This window comes from Pseudomonas grandcourensis (genome assembly GCF_039909015.1).
GTDB classification, from domain to species: Bacteria; Pseudomonadota; Gammaproteobacteria; order Pseudomonadales; family Pseudomonadaceae; genus Aquipseudomonas; species Aquipseudomonas grandcourensis.
Genome location: NZ_CP150919.1, coordinates 1,662,614 through 1,682,062 on the forward strand (window position 1 = coordinate 1,662,614; position 19,449 = coordinate 1,682,062).

The window sequence follows — 19,449 nt, forward strand, 5'->3', positions numbered from 1 at the left end:
TCTTTAACAACAGAGCTAAGAACATTCTGGAGCGTAGCTAAGAAATTTTTTTCATAACGCTTATGTCAAAAAAAACTTATGCGGTATGCGAAATCCAGCACATTGTTCAACTCGAAAGCCCTTGTTTTACGAGCTCTAGGGCGCTCATCGAGGGCTTTAGGAAAGTTCCAATCCACTTATCGACAAAGAGCGGAGAAGTGCTGGAGGGGAGGGACGCGAGCGATCTAGTGGTGACGGTTTTTTGTCACTTGAGTGATTCAAGATCGTTACGCATCGCTCACAGGCAAGGTTGTTGCGCACAGGGATCCGATGCCATTGATTGCAGAGGGGTTTTCCCGAAATCGTAAACAGCGCCGTGAGCGACTGGCTGGGCGAGATCGGTGCCGGGGCCACGGCTTACTCAAGTAAACCGGCACCCGGAACACGATCCGCCAGACAACCCGCTCGAGCCATGAGCACGTTCTTCGCACAATCAAGGTGCCGACAGCGGTTGGCAGCGGAGGAAGTGCACATGGCAACGCTCATCGGAATCGTCAGTAAGGTCATCGGTCAGGTGTTCGCAGTTGCGAGCGACGGCACCCGGCGTGCTTTGGTCGAGGGAGACCGGCTGTTCGCTGGCGACCAACTGACCACTGGCGCTGAAGGCGCGGTGGCGGTGCATCTGCAAAATGGCCAGGAACTGACCCTCGGGCGCGACAGCAGCATGCAGATGACGCCGCAGCTGCTCGCCAATCAGATTCCCCATGTGGATTCACCTGAAGCGCTGACGCCGAGCGAAGCGCAACTGACCGATGTCGAAAAGCTGCAAAAAGCCATCGCGGCGGGCGACGACCCGACCCAAACCGCTGAAGCCACCGCTGCGGGGCCTACCACGACTGCCGGTGTACCGGGTGGCATCGCGGGCAGCGGCCATAGTTTCGTCCTGCTCGAAGAAGTGGGCGGGCGAGTCGATCCGGTCATCGGCTTCCCCACTGCCGGGTTCAATGGCATCCCCGAACTTCCCGAAGAACGCCTGAACGCTAATCCGGACAACACTGTTGCGGCCGAAGCCCCTGTGGTGCCGTCTGTGGTGCCGCCGGTGGTTCCGCAGGTGCCGAACAATCCGGTGACCTTCGACGGCCTGTCGCAGCAGAATGGCGAGCGGACGGTCAATGAAGCCAACCTGACCGACGGCTCGGCGAGGAACGAAGGCTCGCTGACGCGAAGCGGAACCTTCACCATCAATGCGCCAGACGGGCTGAGCAGCCTCAGCATCGGCGGGATCAACTTGATCAGCGGTGGCGTGGCGGCAGGTTTCCCGCAGTCGCTAACCTCCCCGTTGGGCGGCACGCTGACCGTCACCAGTTACAACCCGGCCACGGGCGTGGTCAGTTACAGCTACACCCTCAACCATACCGAATCCCACGCGAGCGGCGAGGGTGCCAATAGTCTTGTCGAACACGTCACCGTGGTGGCCAGCGACAGCAATGGCGACAGCACTACCGGCACAGTGACAATCAACATCATCGACGACGTGCCGCAAGCAGTTGATGACAACAATGGCACCGCCTCGGAATCCTTGCTCACGCTCAATGGCAACGTATTGGGCAACGACGTACAAGGCGCCGACCGGGTGCCGCTCGGTGAAAACAGCGGACCAATTACTCCCGGCACCTTCACCGGCACCTACGGCACCCTGGTGCTCAATGCCAACGGCACCTACACCTACACGCTGAACACCAGCGATGCCGATTTCAACGCCCTGCACGGCGGTGGCAATGGCACCGAAACCTTCACCTACACCCTCACCGACTCGGACGGTGACAGCAGCACTGCCAACCTGGTGCTGCAAATCCACAACAACGATGACCCGATCACGATTGGCGGATTGAACGCTGGGGGCGGCGAGCTCACCGTCTTCGAGAAAAACCTCAGCGACGGCAGCGCACCGGACGCACCAGCCCTGACCCAGAACGGCACCTTCACCGTCGCTGCACTTGACGGCGTCACCACCCTGACCGTAGGCGGCATTGCCGTGGTCACCGCTGGTGTGGCCGCGGGCTTCCCGCAATCGATCACCACCCCATTGGGCAGCACGCTGACCATCACCGGGTTCAACGCGGTAACCGGCGTCGTCAGTTACAGCTACACCCTGGTGGACAACGAAGCCCATCCGACCGCCAACGGCGCCAACACCCTGCCTGAACAGTTCGCCGTGACCGTGGTCGACGACAACGGCACCACTGCCACCGGTTCGCTGGACGTGAACATCGTCGACGACCTGCCCAACGCCGTGAACGACAGCAACGCCGGTACCGCTTCGGAAACCTTGCTGACCCTCAATGGCAACGTGCTGGGCAACGACGTGCAAGGCGCCGACCGCGTGACGATTGGTGAAAACACCGGCCCGATCACCCCCGGCACCTTCACTGGCACCTACGGCACCCTGGTGCTGAATGCCAACGGCACCTACACCTACACCCTCAATACCAGCGATGCCGATTTCAAGGCATTGCACGGCGGCGGCAATGGCACCGAAACCTTCACCTACACCCTCACCGATGCCGACGGTGACAGCAGCACCGCGAACCTGGTGCTGCAAATCCACAACAATGACGATCCGATCACGATTGGCGGTTTGAATGTTGATGGCGGCGAACTCACCGTCTTCGAGAAAAACCTCAGCGACGGCAGCGCACCGGATGCCACGGCGCTGACCCAGAGCGGCACCTTCACCGTCGCTGCACTCGACGGTGTCACCACCCTGATCGTCGGCGGCATTGCCGTGGTCACCGCTGGCGTGGCGGCGGGCTTCCCGCAATCGATCACCACGCCGCTGGGCAGCACCCTGACCATTACCGGGTTCAACGCCGCGACTGGTGTCGTGAGTTACAGCTACACCCTCAACGACAACGAAGCGCACGCTAATGCCAACGGCGCCAACACCCTGCCTGAACAGTTCGCCGTGACCGTGGTCGACGACAACGGCACCACCGCGACTGGTTCGCTGGACGTGAACATCGTCGACGACCTGCCCAACGCCGTGAACGACAGCAACGCCGGTACCGCTTCGGAAACCTTGCTGACCCTCAATGGCAACGTGCTGAGCAACGACGTGCAAGGCGCTGACCGCGTGACGATTGGTGAAAACGCCGGCCCGGTCACCCCCGGCACCTTCACCGGCACCTACGGCACCCTGGTGCTGAATGCCAACGGCACTTACACCTACACGCTGAACACCAGCGATGCCGACTTCAAGGCGTTGCACGGCGGCGGCAACGGCACCGAAACCTTCACCTACACCATTACCGACTCCGACGGTGACAGCAGCACTGCGAACCTGGTGCTGCAAATCCACAACAACGATGATCCGATTACGATTGGCGGTTTGAATGTTGAGGGCGGCGAGCTCACCGTTTTCGAGAAAAACCTCAGCGACGGCAGCAACCCGGATACACCAGCCCTGACCCAGAACGGCACTTTCACCATCACCGCGTTGGATGGCGTCACCACCCTGACCGTGGGCGGCATTGCCGTGGTCACCGCTGGCGTGGCGGCGGGCTTCCCGCAATCAGTCACCACGCCGCTGGGCAGCACCCTGACCATCACCGGGTTCAACGCGGCGACCGGTGTGGTCAGCTACAGCTACACCCTCAACGACAACGAAGCGCACGCTAATGCCAACGGCGCCAACACCCTGCCTGAACAGTTCGCCGTGACCGTGGTCGACGACAACGGCACCACTGCCACCGGTTCGCTGGACGTGAACATCGTCGACGACCTGCCCAACGCCGTGAACGACAGCAACGCCGGTACCGCTTCGGAAACCTTGCTGACCCTCAATGGCAACGTGCTGAGCAACGACGTGCAAGGCGCTGACCGCGTGACTATTGGTGAAAACGCCGGCCCGGTCACCCCCGGCACCTTCACCGGCACCTACGGCACCCTGGTGCTGAATGCCAACGGCACTTACACCTACACGCTGAACACCAGCGATGCCGACTTCAAGGCGTTGCACGGCGGCGGCAACGGCACCGAAACCTTCACCTACACCATTACCGACTCCGACGGTGACAGCAGCACTGCGAACCTGGTGCTGCAAATCCACAACAACGATGATCCGATTACGATTGGCGGTTTGAATGTTGAGGGCGGCGAGCTCACCGTTTTCGAGAAAAACCTCAGCGACGGCAGCAACCCGGATACACCAGCCCTGACCCAGAACGGCACTTTCACCATCACCGCGTTGGATGGCGTCACCACCCTGACCGTGGGCGGCATTGCCGTGGTCACCGCTGGCGTGGCGGCGGGCTTCCCGCAATCAGTCACCACGCCGCTGGGCAGCACCCTGACCATCACCGGGTTCAACGCGGCGACCGGTGTGGTCAGCTACAGCTACACCCTCAACGACAACGAAGCGCACGCTAATGCCAACGGCGCCAACACCCTGCCTGAACAGTTCGCCGTGACCGTGGTCGACGACAACGGCACCACTGCCACCGGTTCGCTGGACGTGAACATCGTCGACGACCTGCCCAACGCCGTGAACGACAGCAACGCCAGTACCGCTTCGGAAACCCTGCTGACCCTCAATGGCAACGTGCTGGGCAACGACGTGCAAGGCGCCGACCGCGTGACGATTGGTGAAAACACCGGCCCGATCACCCCCGGCACCTTCACTGGCACCTACGGCACCCTGGTGCTGAATGCCAACGGCACCTACACCTACACCCTCAATACCAGCGATGCCGATTTCAAGGCATTGCACGGCGGCGGCAACGGCACCGAAACCTTCACCTACACCCTCACCGACTCCGACGGCGACAGCAGCACCGCCAACCTGGTGCTGCAAATCCACAACAATGACGATCCGATCACGATTGGCGGTTTGAATGTTGAGGGCGGCGAGCTGACGGTTTTCGAAAAAAACCTCAGCGACGGCAGCAACCCGGATACACCAGCCCTGACCCAGAGCGGCAACTTCACCGTCACCGCGCTGGACGGCGTCACCACCCTGACCGTTGGCGGCATCGCCGTGGTCACCGCTGGCGTGACGGCGGGCTTCCCGCAATCGATTACCACCCCACTGGGCAGCACGCTGACCATTACCGGGTTCAACGCGGCGACCGGCGTGGTGAGCTACAGCTACAGCCTCAACGACAACGAAGCGCACCCGACTGCCAACGGCGCCAACACCCTGCCTGAACAGTTTGCCGTGACCGTGGTCGACGACAACGGCACCACTGCCACGGGCAGTCTCGACGTGAACATCGTCGACGATCTGCCAAAAGGCGTGTACGACAGCAATGGCACCGCCTCGGAAACCTTGCTGACGTTGAACGGCAACGTACTGAGCAACGACGTGCAAGGCGCCGACCGCGTGACTATTGGTGAAAACGCTGGCCCGATCACCCCTGGCACCTTCACCGGCACCTACGGCACCCTGGTGCTGAATGCCAACGGCACCTACACCTACACCCTCAACACCAGCGATGCCGACTTCAAAGCCCTGCACGGCGGCGGTAACGGCACCGAAACCTTCACCTACACCCTCACCGATGCCGACGGCGACAGCAGCACCGCGAACCTGGTGCTGCAGATCCACAACAACGACGATCCGGTGGTCCTCAATGGCCTCGACGTGTATGGCGGTGAGCTGACGGTCTACGAGAAAAATCTCAGCGATGGCACTAACCCGGATACACCGGCCCTGACCCAGAGCGGTACCTTCAACGTCACCGCCCTCGATGGCCTGCAAACCCTGACCGTGGGCGGCATCACGGTCGTCAGCGGTGGCGTGGCCGCCGGCTTCCCGCAAACCGCCGTCACGCCACTGGGCAGCACCCTGACGATCACCGGTTACAATCCGGTCACCGGGGTGATCAGCTACAGCTATACCCTCAACGATAACGAAGCCCATCCGACTGCCGATGGCGCCAACAGCCTGACCGAGAACATCAACGTCGTGGCCACCGACACTGATGGCGACAGTGCGACCGCGCAGATCAACGTCAACATCATCGATGACCTGCCGAGCGCCAATCCCGACGCGGATTCGGTGCGGGAGGGCGGCACGGTCAGCGGCAATGTGCTGGACAACGACATCGGCGGGGCTGATGGTCCGGCTGTCACTGGGGCGGTGGTCGGTGTGCGTGCCGGTAGCGACACATCAACCTCGGCCATCGGCGGGCTCGGTGACCACATCACCGGCACCTACGGTTACCTGACCCTCGATGCCAACGGCAACGCCGTGTATCACAGCACGCCTAACGCAGTAAGCGGTCCCGGCGCGGTGGATGTGTTCACTTACACCGTGCGCGATTCCGATGGTGACGAAAGCACCACCACCATCACCATCGACGTCTACAACAGCTGCCTGAAAGCCGTCAGCGACAACGACGTGACGGTTCTGGAAAAAGCCCTCGACCTGAACCAGGACGGCCAGGACCTGGTGCCCGGTTCGGTCACCGGCAGCGATCCGACCAGTACGGGCGAAACCGCGTCCGGCACGTTGGTGGGTTCGGTCACCCATGCAGTCGGCGCGATCACATACGCCCTGGTCGGCAGCGATGTCGGGGTATACGGGCAGATTCAGCTCAACGCCAACGGCACCTACACCTACACCCTGACGACGCCACCGAGCACCACGCCGCACGCCAATGACGGCCCGAACGTGATGCACGAAACCTTCACCTACCAGGCCACAGATTCGTTGGGCAACATTGTCACCAGCAACATCGTGGTGAACATTGTCGATGACGTGCCCAAAGCGATGAACGACAGCAACCTCGGCACCGCCTCGGAGACAGTGCCAAGCCTCAGCGGCGATGTGTTCGGCAACGACGTGATCGGCGCCGATAAAGTCGCCATCGGCCCGGATGCCGGCCCGGTCACCCCAGGCACCTTCACCGGTACCTATGGCACCCTGGTGCTCAATGCCAACGGCACCTACACCTACACGCTGGATCCTGATAATGCGGACTTCAAAAACCTGCACGGCGGTGGCAATGGCACCGAAACCTTCACCTATACCCTCACCGACTCCGACGGCGACAGCAGCACCGCCAACCTGGTGCTGCAGATCCACAACAACGATGATCCGGTGGTCCTCAATGGCCTCAACGTGTATGGCGGTGAGCTGACGGTTTACGAAAAAAACCTCAGCGACGGCAGCAACCCGGATGCACCAGCCCTGACCCAGAGCGGCAACTTCACCGTCACCGCGCTGGACGGCGTCACCACCCTGACCGTGGGCGGCATCGCCGTGGTCACCGCTGGCGTGACGGCGGGCTTCCCGCAATCGGTCACCACACCGCTGGGCAGCACCCTGACCATCACCGGGTTCAACGCGGCAACTGGCGTGGTCAGTTACAGCTACACCCTGGTGGATAACGAAGCCCACCCGACCGCCAACGGCGCCAACACCCTGCCTGAACAGTTCGCCGTGACCGTGGTCGACGATAACGGCACCACTGCCACGGGCAGCCTCGACGTGAACATCGTCGATGACCTGCCAAAAGGCGTGTACGACAGCAATGCTTCGACGGCCTCGGAAACCCTGCTGACCCTCAACGGCAACGTGCTGAGCAACGACGTGCAAGGCGCCGACCGCGTGACGCTCGGTGAACACGCCGGCCCGATCACCCCCGGCACCTTCACCGGCACCTACGGCACCCTGGTGCTGAATGCCAACGGTACTTACACCTACACGCTCAATACCAGCGATGCCGACTTCAAGGCGTTGCACGGCGGCGGTAACGGCACCGAAACCTTCACCTACACCCTCACCGATGCCGACGGCGACAGCAGCACCGCCAACCTGGTGCTGCAAATCCACAACAACGACGATCCAGTGGTCCTCAACGGCCTCGACGTGTATGGCGGTGAGCTGACGGTTTACGAAAAAAACCTCAGCGACGGCAGCAACCCGGATGCACCAGTCCTGACCCAGAACGGCACCTTCACCATCACCGCGCTGGACGGCGTCACCACCCTGACCGTGGGCGGCATCGCCGTGGTCACCGCTGGCGTGACGGCGGGCTTCCCGCAATCGGTCACCACACCGCTGGGCAGCACCCTGACCATCACCGGGTTCAACGCGGCAACTGGCGTGGTCAGTTACAGCTACACCCTGGTGGATAACGAAGCCCACCCGACCGCCAACGGCGCCAACACCCTGCCTGAACAGTTCGCCGTGACCGTGGTCGACGATAACGGCACCACTGCCACGGGCAGCCTCGACGTGAACATCGTCGATGACCTGCCAAAAGGCGTGTACGACAGCAATGCTTCGACGGCCTCGGAAACCCTGCTGACCCTCAACGGCAACGTGCTGAGCAACGACGTGCAAGGCGCCGACCGCGTGACGCTCGGTGAACACGCCGGCCCGATCACCCCCGGCACCTTCACCGGCACCTACGGCACCCTGGTGCTGAATGCCAACGGTACTTACACCTACACGCTCAATACCAGCGATGCCGACTTCAAGGCGTTGCACGGCGGCGGTAACGGCACCGAAACCTTCACCTACACCCTCACCGATGCCGACGGCGACAGCAGCACCGCCAACCTGGTGCTGCAAATCCACAACAACGACGATCCAGTGGTCCTCAATGGCCTCAACGTGTATGGCGGTGAGCTGACGGTTTACGAAAAAAACCTCAGCGACGGCAGCAACCCGGATACACCAGCCCTGACCCAGAACGGCACCTTCACCATCACCGCCCTCGATGGCGTCACCACCCTGACCGTGGGCGGCATCGCCGTGGTCACCGCTGGCGTGACGGCGGGCTTCCCGCAATCGGTCACCACCCCATTGGGCAGCACGCTGACCATCACCGGGTTCAACGCGGCGACCGGCGTGGTGAGTTACAGCTACACCCTCAACGACAACGAAGCGCACCCGACTGCCAACGGCGCCAACACCCTGCCTGAACAGTTCGCCGTGACCGTGGTCGACGACAACGGCACCACTGCCACGGGCAGCCTCGACGTGAACATCGTCGACGATCTGCCAAAAGGCGTGTACGACAGCAACGCCAGTACCGCTTCGGAAACCTTGCTGACCCTCAATGGCAACGTACTGAGCAACGACGTGCAAGGCGCTGACCGCGTGACGGTCGGTGGAAACGCCGGCCCGATCACCCCCGGCACCTTCACCGGTACCTACGGCACCCTGGTGCTGAATGCCAACGGCACTTACACCTACACGCTGAGCACCAGCGATGCCGACTTCAAAGCCCTGCACGGCGGCGGTAACGGCACCGAAACCTTCACCTACACCCTCACTGATTCCGACGGCGACAGCAGCACCGCGAACCTGGTGCTGCAGATCCACAACAACGACGATCCGGTGGTCCTAAACGGCCTGAACGTGAATGGCGGTGAGCTGACGGTTTACGAAAAAAACCTCAGCGACGGCAGCAACCCGGATACACCGGCCCTGACCCAGAGCGGTACCTTCACCGTGACCGCCCTTGATGGCCTGCAAACCCTGACCGTAGGCGGCATCACGGTCATCAGCGGTGGCGTGGTCGCCGGCTTCCCGCAAACCGCCGTCACGCCGTTGGGCAGCAACCTGACCATCACCGGGTTCAACGCCACCACCGGGGTGATCAGCTACAGCTACACCCTCAACGATAACGAATCCCATGCAACGGCCAACGGTGCCAACAGCCTCACCGAGAACTTCAACGTCGTGGCCACCGACACCGATGGCGACAGCGCGACCGGGCAGATCAACGTCAACATCATCGATGACCTGCCGAGCGCTAAACCTGACTCGTCGTCGGTAGTGGAGGGCGGCACCGTCAACATCAGTGTGCTGGGCAACGACGTCAGCGGTGCCGATGGTCCGGCGACAGTGGTCGGCGTGCGTGCCGGCGGCAACACCTTGACGTCGGCCATCGGCGGGCTGGGCAGCCAGATTAACGGAACCTATGGCTACCTGACCCTCGATGCCAACGGCAACGCGGTGTATCACAGCAACCAGAATTCCGTCGGCGATTCGGGCGCCACTGACACGTTCACCTACACCGTGCGTGATTCCGATGGCGATGAAAGCACCACCACCATCACCATCGACGTCGCCAACAGCGCGATCAAGGCCAACCCCGACAGCGACGTGACGGTCTACGAAAAAGCCCTCGACCTGAGCCAGGATGGCCAGGACCTGGCCGCCGGTACGGTCACCGGCAGCGACCCGGGCAATACGGGCGAAACCGCTTCCGGGACCCTGGTCGGTTCGGTCTCAGGTGCCAGCGGCGCGCTCACCTACACCCTGGTCGGCAGCGCCACCGGCACCTACGGGCAGATTCTGATCAACCCCGACGGCAGCTACACCTACACCCTGACCTCGGCACCGAAAACCTTGCCGAACGCCAACGACGGGCCGAACAGCCTGAGTGAAAGCTTCACCTACAAAGCCACCGATGCGCTGGGCAACAGCAGCACCAGCACCATCGTGGTCAACATTGTCGATGACCTGCCCAAGGTGGTGGCAACGGATCGCTCGGTGGCGGCGGTGGAGATCGATTCCAACCTGCTGATCGTGCTCGACGTCTCCGGCAGCATGGCCGACGCTTCAGGCGTGTTTGACACATCGGGCGCGAGTCTGTCGCGCCTGGCCCTGGCCAAGCAGGCCATCAGTGCCTTGCTGGATAAATACGATGACCTGGGTGATGTGAAAGTGCAGCTCGTCACCTTTAGCAGCAGCGCCACCGACATGACCACGGTGTGGGTCGATGTAGCGACCGCCAAGTTACTGCTCGCCGGCCTCAATGCGAACGGCGGTACCAACTACGACGCGGCCGTGGCAACCATGCAGACCGCGTTCAACACCTCGGGCAAACTGACCGGTGCGCAAAACGTCGGCTACTTCTTCTCCGACGGCAAGCCCACTACCGGCCAGGAAATCGGCACCGCCGACGAAACCGCGCTGAAAGCCTTCCTCGATGCCAACAACATCAAGAACTACGCGATCGGCCTGGGCAGCGGCGTGAGCAACGCCAACCTCGATCCGCTGGCCTATGACGGCAACAGCCACACCAACACCAATGCGGTGGTGGTCACCGACCTCAACCAACTCAACTCGGTGCTGTCCGGCACCGTGGTCGGCGCACCGGTCACCGGTTCGTTGCTGGGTGAGGGCGGCACGTTTGGCGCTGATGGCGGTTTCATCAAATCCATCGTGGTCGACGGCACCACCTACACCTACGATCCAAAAGCCCTCAGCGGTCAGGGTTCGTTGACGCCAAGCGGCACCAACCACGGCACCTTCAACACCGTGAACAACACAGTGAGCATCGCCACCAACAACAGCGGCACGTTGGTGATCAATCTCGACACTGGCGACTACAACTACACCTCGCAGAAAACCACGTCGGTGTTGATCACCGAAAACATCGGCTTCACCGTCAGCGACAACGATGGCGACCTCACCAGCTCTACGCTGACCGTGAAAGTGATTCCCAACGCGCCTCCGGTGGCGGTGGACGACCACGTCATCACCAACGTGCTGTCGAGCAACATCGTGGTGCCGGGCGAACTGTTGCTGGCCAACGACACCGATCCCAATGGCGACCAACTTTCGGCAACACCCACCTCGTTCAACACCGGCTGGGCCGTGAAAGGCTCGGACTTCACCGGCACCGGCGCGATCGACTTCGCCGGTTCCGATAACATCGCTGCCAACAAGAGTCTGGCCAACGTGCGCAACGCCTTTGCGGCTAATACGGCGACCATGACGGCGCTGCTGGTGGTCAGTGGCTATCTCGGCGCAGTGAACAACTCCAATGGCAACAATGAAGACCTCATCACGGTCAAGCTGAATCAAGGTGAAACGCTCAACCTCAATCACGACCTGGGTGCCGGGCACATCACGATGGAGTATTCGCTCAATGGTGGGGCGTTCGTAAGCATCGCCGATGGTGGCACCATCACCGCAGGCGCGGATGGCACTTACCAGATCCACGTGACCAACATCGCCAACGCCAGTGGTGGCAATAAGAATGGGGCAGAAAACTACGACCTGACCATGACCGTCAACTACGCCGGAGCACACGACGTCACCACGGACTACCATGGCACCTACACCGCCAACGACAACCACGGCGGCAGCGACTCGGCCAACCTGACCATCAGCTATCAGGACGGCCACACCCTCACCGGCACCAGCGGGGATGACGTACTGGTGGCGGGCACGGGCAACAACATCATCAATGCCGGCGACGGCAACGATGTGCTCACTGCCGGTTCCGGCAACAACGAACTGCATGGCGGTGCCGGCAATGATCTGCTCTTCAGCGGCCAGGGCACTGACATCCTCGATGGCGGCACGGGTATCGACACGGCAAGCTACGCCCACGCCACGGCCGGGGTGACGGTTGACCTCAGCCTGCTCGGTGGACAAAACACTCTCGGTGCCGGCACTGACACCCTGACCGGTATCGAAAACCTCATCGGCTCGAACTTCAACGACACCCTGACCGGAGACACCACCAACAACGTGATCAATGGGGGGCTTGGCAACGACATCCTCAGGGGCGGGGGCGGCGATGACTTGCTGATCGGTGGCCTGGGCAATAACAACCTGACCGGCGGGACGGGGGCCGATACCTTCCAGTGGCTCAAGGACAACAGTGGCCATGACCTGATCACCGACTTCACGCCCGGCACCGACAAGCTCGACCTGTCGCAACTGCTGCAAGGGGAAAACGGCACCACGGCTTCGCTGGATGACTACCTGCACTTCACCGTCACCGGCAGCGGGCCGTCGACCGTGACCAGCATCGACGTCAGCGCCATGGCCGGCGCCGCGCCGAACCAGACCATCGACCTGGCCGGCGTCGATCTCGCCAGTCATTACGGTGTAACGCCGGGGGCAGGAGGGGTGATCGCAGGCGGGCATGACACGGCGACCATCATCAACGGCATGCTCAACGATCATTCGTTGAAGGTGGATACGGTGTGAGCTGAAAACCCACTGAGAAACCCGCCATCCCTGTGAAGGGGGGCGGGTTTTTGTTGCCCGGGACAAAGCTCGATGTCCGATCAGGGGTTACAGAACCTCGATGTACCCATCATCACATCGGCTCTGGCGCCCCGATCAATCGACCCATGGCCCCGAATACTCCCAACTCCTTGATCACCTCCAGCTCACCCTGGGTCTCGACCATCTCCGCAATCAGCGGCAAATCTATGCTGTGGGTCGCACGAAAGATCGCATCGATGAACATCCGCTTGTCAGGCTGCTCGTCGATGTCGCGAATGTAGGCTCCATCGATTTTCAGGTATGCCAAGCCCAATTGGGTCAGATTGCCGATCTGGCTGAAACGCCCGCCAAAGTGTTGCAGGCCGATTCGATAACCGGTCTTGAGCAATGTGCTGCAAAGGTTCTGCAGCACTTCGGGGGCCGGCAACTGGCGCTCGTCGATTTCCAGGGTCAGCAGCGGCGCCAGTTCGGGAAGGGAATCAAGCAAGTCGTGGATTGTTTGCCATTGCTCCGGGTCGCGCAGGGTGCTCCCGGACAGGCTCAATGCCAAGGGCCTGCGGTTGACCACCAGGTCGTCCAGCGTGGCTTCGAGCATCGCCAGGTCGAAGCGTGCCGACCAGCCGAGACGCTCGATCCACGGCAGGAAATGCCCGGCGGCAATCGCCTCGCCCTGCGGGTCGAGCAGGCGTGCGAGCACTTTGTGATGCAGCACCTGGCGGGTGTCGGCACATTGCACGACAGGCTGGAAGTACAGCTGCATTTTGCCTTCGGTCAAGGCATCGTCGATCCAGGTGCGCCAGTCGTGCTGGGAGTGATTCGGTGCCATGTCACGATGGCTCAAATGAACCCAGGGGCGTTCGGGATGTTGCCGGGACTCCGTCAGCGCCTGATCAAGGCGCAGGAGTACGGTGCTGATCGGCTCACCGGGGCGGTAGGCGACAACGCCCAGATGGGCGACCGGCATGCAATCGCTTGCGCCGGTCAGGCGCAGGTTCTCCAGGCTGACGCTGATATCGGCCGCCAGGCGCGCGGCACTTTCCGCGTCCAGGCCCGGTGTCAGCAGGCTGAATTCGCCGCCACGATTGCGCGCCGCCAGCCAGGTTCGACGCTCCGGTAGTTGAGTCAGGCGCTTGAGCAATTCGCCGACGGCAGTGATCAGCGCGTCAGCCCGTTGGCCACCCAGGCGCTGATTGAGGCCGTTCAGGTCGTTGATTCGCAACATCAGCAAATGACCATCGCGGCTCTGTTCGCATATGCGTAAATGGTCGGCCAGTTGCTCGTCGAGCAGGCGCCGGTTGGCGAGGCCGGTGAGGCTGTCCAGATAGGATTCGGCCCGCAGTTTTTCGCTACGCGCAGCCTCCTCGACGAACAGCGCCTTGAGCTTCTCTACCATCTGGTTCATCGCCAGCACCACCCGTTTCAATTCCGGTGTGCGCGGCAGTTTCGGCAGGCTGAGAAATTCGCGTTTGCTGATGGCCTCGGCTTGTCGGACCATGCTGTCGAGTGGGCGAAATTGCCGGCGCAGCATCCATCCTCCAATCACGGCGCTGAGCAGCCCGCACAGCAGCAGCCAGATCAGGCTGCCGAGGGTGCTGTCCCAGAGCTTGGCCAAGGCGAATTGCGGATTGCTCAGCACTTCGACCCGTGCCAGTTGTTCCCAGCCGCGCATGATCAGGGCATCGCCACCTTCCGGGCGCAGGTCGACCAGGTTGACGAACCAGTCAGGTACACCGTCGATTTTCGTCGGCGCGGTGCGTTCCACCAGGGTTTGCTGATCCTTGAGCCTGATGACGTGGATGCTGCTGAAATAGCCGCTGTCGAAAATCGAACTGACCATCAGTTCCATCATCGCCGGGTCATCGACCTGCGCCGTCAGCGACAGCCCCAGCGCGGTGGCCGCGTCCTGGGCATGGGCGCGCAGTTGGCTGAGCGTTTGTTCGCGGGAGCTTTCCAGGCTGGCAAAAAAACTGCCGCTGAATGCCACCAGCAGGAACAGGCAGATGGCCAGGAACAACTGTTTACGCAGTGTCATGCTTCGCTCCTTGCCAAGGCGGTTAGCCGTCGCCGATGTCGAACCCTTCGGCCTGCATCTTTTTCAACACATCCTGCCAGCGCGACAGCTTTTTCGAGTCGCTGCTGCGCTGGCCCCCGTTCTTGCCTGGCAGGTACAGGCCTTCGGCGTTGAAGGCGTACACCGGTAGCAAGTCTTTGCGTTGGGAGGCGGGGCGGATATCGCCGATCAGGTTGTCCAGCACCAGTGGGTCGCTCGTGGGGGTGCTGTAGAACGTCAGCACCATGTGCGCCTGGTTCTGGCTCAGGGCCTTGACGTAGGTGATGCGCAGCTTTTCGCTGGGAATACCGAGTCGGCGCAGGCTGAAATACTTTGCCAGCGCGTAGTCCTCGCAATCGGCGGCACCCTTGATCAGGGCTTCGACGGGCGTGGCCCAGTAATCGGTCTGTTGCCAGATGCGCGTGTCATCCTGGAAGTTCAGCTGCTGATCGAAGAAACGGTTCACCGCGTTGAGCTGTTCGCGTTCGGGGGCGCCGCGTGCACTTTGCAGCATTTGACTCCACGCCTCGATCCGACTTCGCGCCGGTCCGAGCGGGCCGTAGCGTTTTTCAACGGTTTGCAGAATCTGCGCAAAATCCCAGTCGGCCCGGACCCCGTTGAATAGAGTCAGTAGCAAACCAGCCAGCAGCAACCAGCCTCCGAGCCGAAGTCGGAGCGTTGGCCATCCTGGACTACGCAGACTGCGGGCCATGTCTGGCTGCTCGAATGTAGGTTTGTGAAGTTTAGGTGGAGTTTTTGCGGGGGGAGGGCAGGTCGTCGGGTTGCCTGCGCCACAAATACCTCTGGGCAAACTCAGGATTTGCGCAGGGTTTTCTGCCTGAGGATGTAGATCGTCACGAGTACCGCACTGGTCAGCATGAAGCCCCGTGCCCAGGGCTGCGCTACCAGGTAGCAGGAGAGCAGGATGCTCGCCCACATCAGGCCGATGGCGTAGACCTTGCTCTTGAGTGGGATGCCGTTGCCGTCGAGGTAATCGCGAATCCAGGGGCCAAGCCGTGGATGCTCGACCAGCCATTGATAAAAGCGCGGCGAACTGCGGGCGAAGCAGGCGGCCGCCAGTAGCAGGAAAGGGGTGGTGGGCAATACCGGCAGGAAAATCCCGATCACCCCCAGCGCCACGCTCAGCCAGCCGATGGCCAGCAGCACGTAGCGCAACATCAGGGGGCGGTTGCCTATGGGGTTGTCCATAGGCAGAACCTTAGTGGTGGCGTGGCTTTAGAATCGCCGGTTTTTCGTCTGGCGCGTTGCACAGCAGGTACAGCGCGGTCAGGGCTTCCGGGATCTGCACGATCATGTCGTCCATCAGGTTGGCATCTTTGGCGATGTCTTCGAACTCCGGCTGCTCGTCGAACAGGCCCGAGCCGACCATGATCGGCAGCAGCATTTCGCTGACTTCTTCTTCGGCGCTTTCGAACCAGGCCGCTTCGCGCAGGAATACGCCTTCCATGAAGCCGATGCACCAGCCGCGCAGGTCGGAATCGTCCGGGTCGTCGCCCAGGTCCAGGTCGCACGGCAGCTCGAACTCTTCATCGGAGGCCAGCTGGCGCGCGATGTGGGCCTTGAGGCCGAGCAGGGTGGCTTCGATCTCTTCGCGCTGGGCTTCACTGCTGTAGTGCGGCTCCTCGGCGAAGAGGGCATCGATCCACTCACGATCAGGAACGACTTCGGAACAGATCGACAGCGCGGTGAGGTAGCCGTGGGCGGCCACGTAGTCCAGCGCCTCGTCATGCAGTTCATCAGCGTCGAGGAAGACTTGCAGGCGGGTTAGTTGCTCAGCGAAGGACATTAAAGGACTACCTTGGGGAATGTTCGATGCGGGAATTCTAGGCCTTCTTGAGCACTTGGGCCAGCCGCACGGCATATTTGCCTCCCGACTACACCGCCTTTCCCTGTAGGAGCTGCCGGAGGCTGCGATCTGTTGATTTTGTTTTTTAAAGCCAGGATCAAAAGATCGCAGCCTTCGGCAGCTCCTACCGGATCAGGTTTGACTTATCAGCGGTGCCCTTTGCCGGACGGGGCTCGGGTATACTCGCGCGTTTTGTGATGCCCTGCTGGCGTCACGGCTGAAATGAGAAGCGTCATGCAATGCGCACTTACGATTTGTCGGTGCAGCGTCGCGGGTTCTGAACCAGCCTTGCAGGGATGTTTCGGTGATTTTTGGAGTTTCTATGCTCGAACAGGCTCAACGCGTCCTCAAGGACATCTTCGGCTACGACAGTTTCCGTGGCCGCCAGGGTGAAATCATTGAGCGCGTGGCCAGCGGCGGCGATGCCCTGGTCCTGATGCCTACCGGCGGCGGCAAGTCCCTGTGCTTCCAGGTCCCGGCGCTGTTGCGCGAAGGCCTGGCAGTGGTGGTCTCGCCACTGATCGCACTGATGGACGATCAGGTCGCCACCCTCGAAGAGCTAGGCGTTGCGGCCGCCGCGTTGAACTCCACCCTCAGCGCCGAGCAACAGCGCGACCTCGCCGTCCGCATCCGCCGCGGTGAAGTGAAAATGCTCTATCTGGCGCCGGAACGTCTGGTCCAGCCGCGCATGCTGTCCTTCCTGCAGGGGCTGGACATCGCCCTGTTCGCCATCGACGAAGCACACTGCGTGTCGCAATGGGGCCACGATTTCCGCCCGGAATACCTGCAACTGGGTCAGTTGGCGGAAATGTTCCCCGACGTGCCGCGCATCGCCCTGACCGCCACGGCCGACAAGCGCACCCGGGAAGAAATCGTCACCCGTCTGCACCTGCAAGACGCCGAGCGCTTCCTGTCGAGCTTCGACCGCCCGAACATTTTTTACCGCATCGTGCCCAAGGAACAGCCGCGTAAGCAGTTGCTGGCGTTCCTCGCCGAGCGGCGCAGCGATGCCGGCATCGTCTATTGCCTGTCACGCAAGAAAGTCGACGAAGTGGCGGTGTTCCTTAGTGAGCAAGGCTTCCCGGCGCTGCCGTACCACGCCGGCCTGCCCAACGACACGCGGGCCCACCATCAGAAACGCTTCCTCAACGAGGAAGGCCTGATCATGGTCGCGACGGTGGCGTTCGGCATGGGCATCGACAAGCCCAACGTGCGTTTTGTCGCGCACCTCGATTTGCCGAAATCCCTCGAGGCCTATTACCAGGAAACCGGTCGTGGCGGCCGTGACGGCCTGCCGGCGGATGCCTGGATGGCCTACGGCCTGCAAGACGTGGTGATGCTCAAGCAGATGCTGCAGAACTCCGAGGGCGACGAGCGTCACAAGCGCCTGGAACAGCACAAGCTCGACGCCATGCTCTCGCTCTGTGAAGAAACCCGCTGCCGTCGGCAAACACTGCTGGCCTACTTCGACGAAGACATGCCCGAGCCCTGCGGTCATTGCGACAACTGCGTCGACGGCGTGCAGACCTGGGATGCCACCGAGCCGGCGCGTCAGGCGCTGTCGGCGATCTACCGCACCGGTCAGCGCTATGGCGTCGGGCATCTGGTGGATGTATTGCTGGGCAAGGACAACGAAAAAGTCCGCAGCTTCGGCCATCAGCACCTGTCGGTGTATGGTGTTGGCAAGTCGATGGCGGAGGGCGAGTGGCGCTCGTTGTTCCGCCAACTGGTGGCCCGTGGTCTGGCGGACATCGACCTCGAAGGCTACGGTGGCCTGCGCCTGAGCGACAGTTGCCGGCCGCTGCTCAAGGGCGAAGTGACCCTGGAACTGCGTCGTGATCTCAAGGCACAAACCGTGGCGAAAAGCAGCAAGAGCCAGGCGAGCCAACTGGTCCGTGGCGAGGAGCGCGAACAATGGGAAGCCTTGCGCGCCCTGCGTCGCAAGCTCGCCGAAGAACACGGCGTGCCGCCGTACGTCATCTTCCCCGACTCGACCTTGCTGGAGATGCTGCGCAGCCAGCCGACCTCGCTGGCGGAAATGGCCACGGTCAGCGGTGTCGGCGCGCGCAAGCTGGAGCGCTACGGCGAGGCCTTCCTCGAAGTGCTCGGCGGCCAGGTCGAGGCACCGAAACCGGTGGCCGACGTACGTCACGAGCTGATCACGCTGGCGCGGGCCGGGATGACACCGGTGCAGATCGCCGGTCAGTTGCAATGCTCGGAAAAGAACGTCTACACCATGCTGGCCGAAGCGATCGGCAAACAGCAGTTGTCGTTGGAACAGGCGCTGGATCTGCCTGAAGACCTGATGGGTGAAGTCCAGGACGCGTTCCTCGACGGCGAAGGCGAGTTGCCGCCGGTTTCCGAGATCGCCGCGTTGTTCGCAGGCAGGGTGCCGGAAGGGGTGTTGTACTGCGTTCGCGCTGCCTTGCAGTCGGAATTCGAGATTTGAGACATCTGTAGTGCTGATGTAACGATTCACTACAGATCAAGCCTTGCCTCAAGTCGAGGCTCATGCTTAGCTGACTAATAATTAGTTTTTATTTATTTCAGTCTAATCATGAG

Annotated in this window: 6 protein-coding genes; 2 read left to right on the forward strand and 4 right to left on the reverse strand. The window is 61.7% G+C overall.

What is annotated here, in order from left to right:
- The first annotated feature begins 511 nt into the window (after positions 1-511).
- Positions 512-12,949 (forward strand): retention module-containing protein, encoded by a 12,438-nt coding sequence (locus AABM52_RS07385; protein ID WP_347911129.1) that lies wholly within the window; start codon positions 512-514, stop codon positions 12,947-12,949.
- A 112-nt stretch (positions 12,950-13,061) separates the two neighbouring features.
- On the opposite strand, the gene lapD is transcribed toward AABM52_RS07385, so the two are convergent.
- From lapD to AABM52_RS07405, 4 genes are all read right to left on the reverse strand, one after another.
- Positions 13,062-15,002, reverse strand: a complete 1,941-nt coding sequence (gene lapD / locus AABM52_RS07390; RefSeq protein ID WP_347911130.1) for a cyclic di-GMP receptor LapD — start codon at positions 15,000-15,002, stop codon at positions 13,062-13,064.
- 22 nt (positions 15,003-15,024) lie between these two features.
- Complete coding sequence (gene lapG / locus AABM52_RS07395; RefSeq protein ID WP_347911131.1) at positions 15,025-15,732, reverse strand: cysteine protease LapG; 708 nt, start codon at positions 15,730-15,732, stop codon at positions 15,025-15,027.
- Between the two features lie 101 nt (positions 15,733-15,833).
- A complete protein-coding gene (locus AABM52_RS07400) occupies positions 15,834-16,229 on the reverse strand; it encodes a YbaN family protein (protein ID WP_347911132.1) in 396 nt (131 codons plus the stop codon).
- 10 nt (positions 16,230-16,239) lie between these two features.
- Positions 16,240-16,827, reverse strand: coding sequence for a YecA family protein (locus AABM52_RS07405; RefSeq protein WP_046037755.1), 588 nt, complete (start codon positions 16,825-16,827; stop codon positions 16,240-16,242).
- Between the two features lie 382 nt (positions 16,828-17,209).
- Between AABM52_RS07405 and recQ the strand changes: the two genes are divergently transcribed.
- Positions 17,210-19,336: a DNA helicase RecQ gene (gene recQ, locus AABM52_RS07410; protein WP_347911133.1), complete on the forward strand. Its 2,127-nt coding sequence runs from the start codon at positions 17,210-17,212 to the stop codon at positions 19,334-19,336.
- Positions 19,337-19,449 lie beyond the last annotated feature (113 nt).

What these genes read in the sequence shown, in the direction of transcription:
- lapG (WP_347911131.1), bottom strand. Translation starts at nt 15,732, where the DNA reads ATGGCCCGCAGTCTGCGTAGTCCAGGATGGCCAACGCTCCGACTTCGG.
- AABM52_RS07405 (WP_046037755.1), bottom strand. Translation starts at nt 16,827, where the DNA reads ATGTCCTTCGCTGAGCAACTAACCCGCCTGCAAGTCTTCCTCGACGCT.
- recQ (WP_347911133.1), top strand. Translation starts at nt 17,210, where the DNA reads ATGCTCGAACAGGCTCAACGCGTCCTCAAGGACATCTTCGGCTACGAC.
- AABM52_RS07385 (WP_347911129.1), top strand. Translation starts at nt 512, where the DNA reads ATGGCAACGCTCATCGGAATCGTCAGTAAGGTCATCGGTCAGGTGTTC.
- AABM52_RS07400 (WP_347911132.1), bottom strand. Translation starts at nt 16,229, where the DNA reads ATGGACAACCCCATAGGCAACCGCCCCCTGATGTTGCGCTACGTGCTG.
- lapD (WP_347911130.1), bottom strand. Translation starts at nt 15,002, where the DNA reads ATGACACTGCGTAAACAGTTGTTCCTGGCCATCTGCCTGTTCCTGCTG.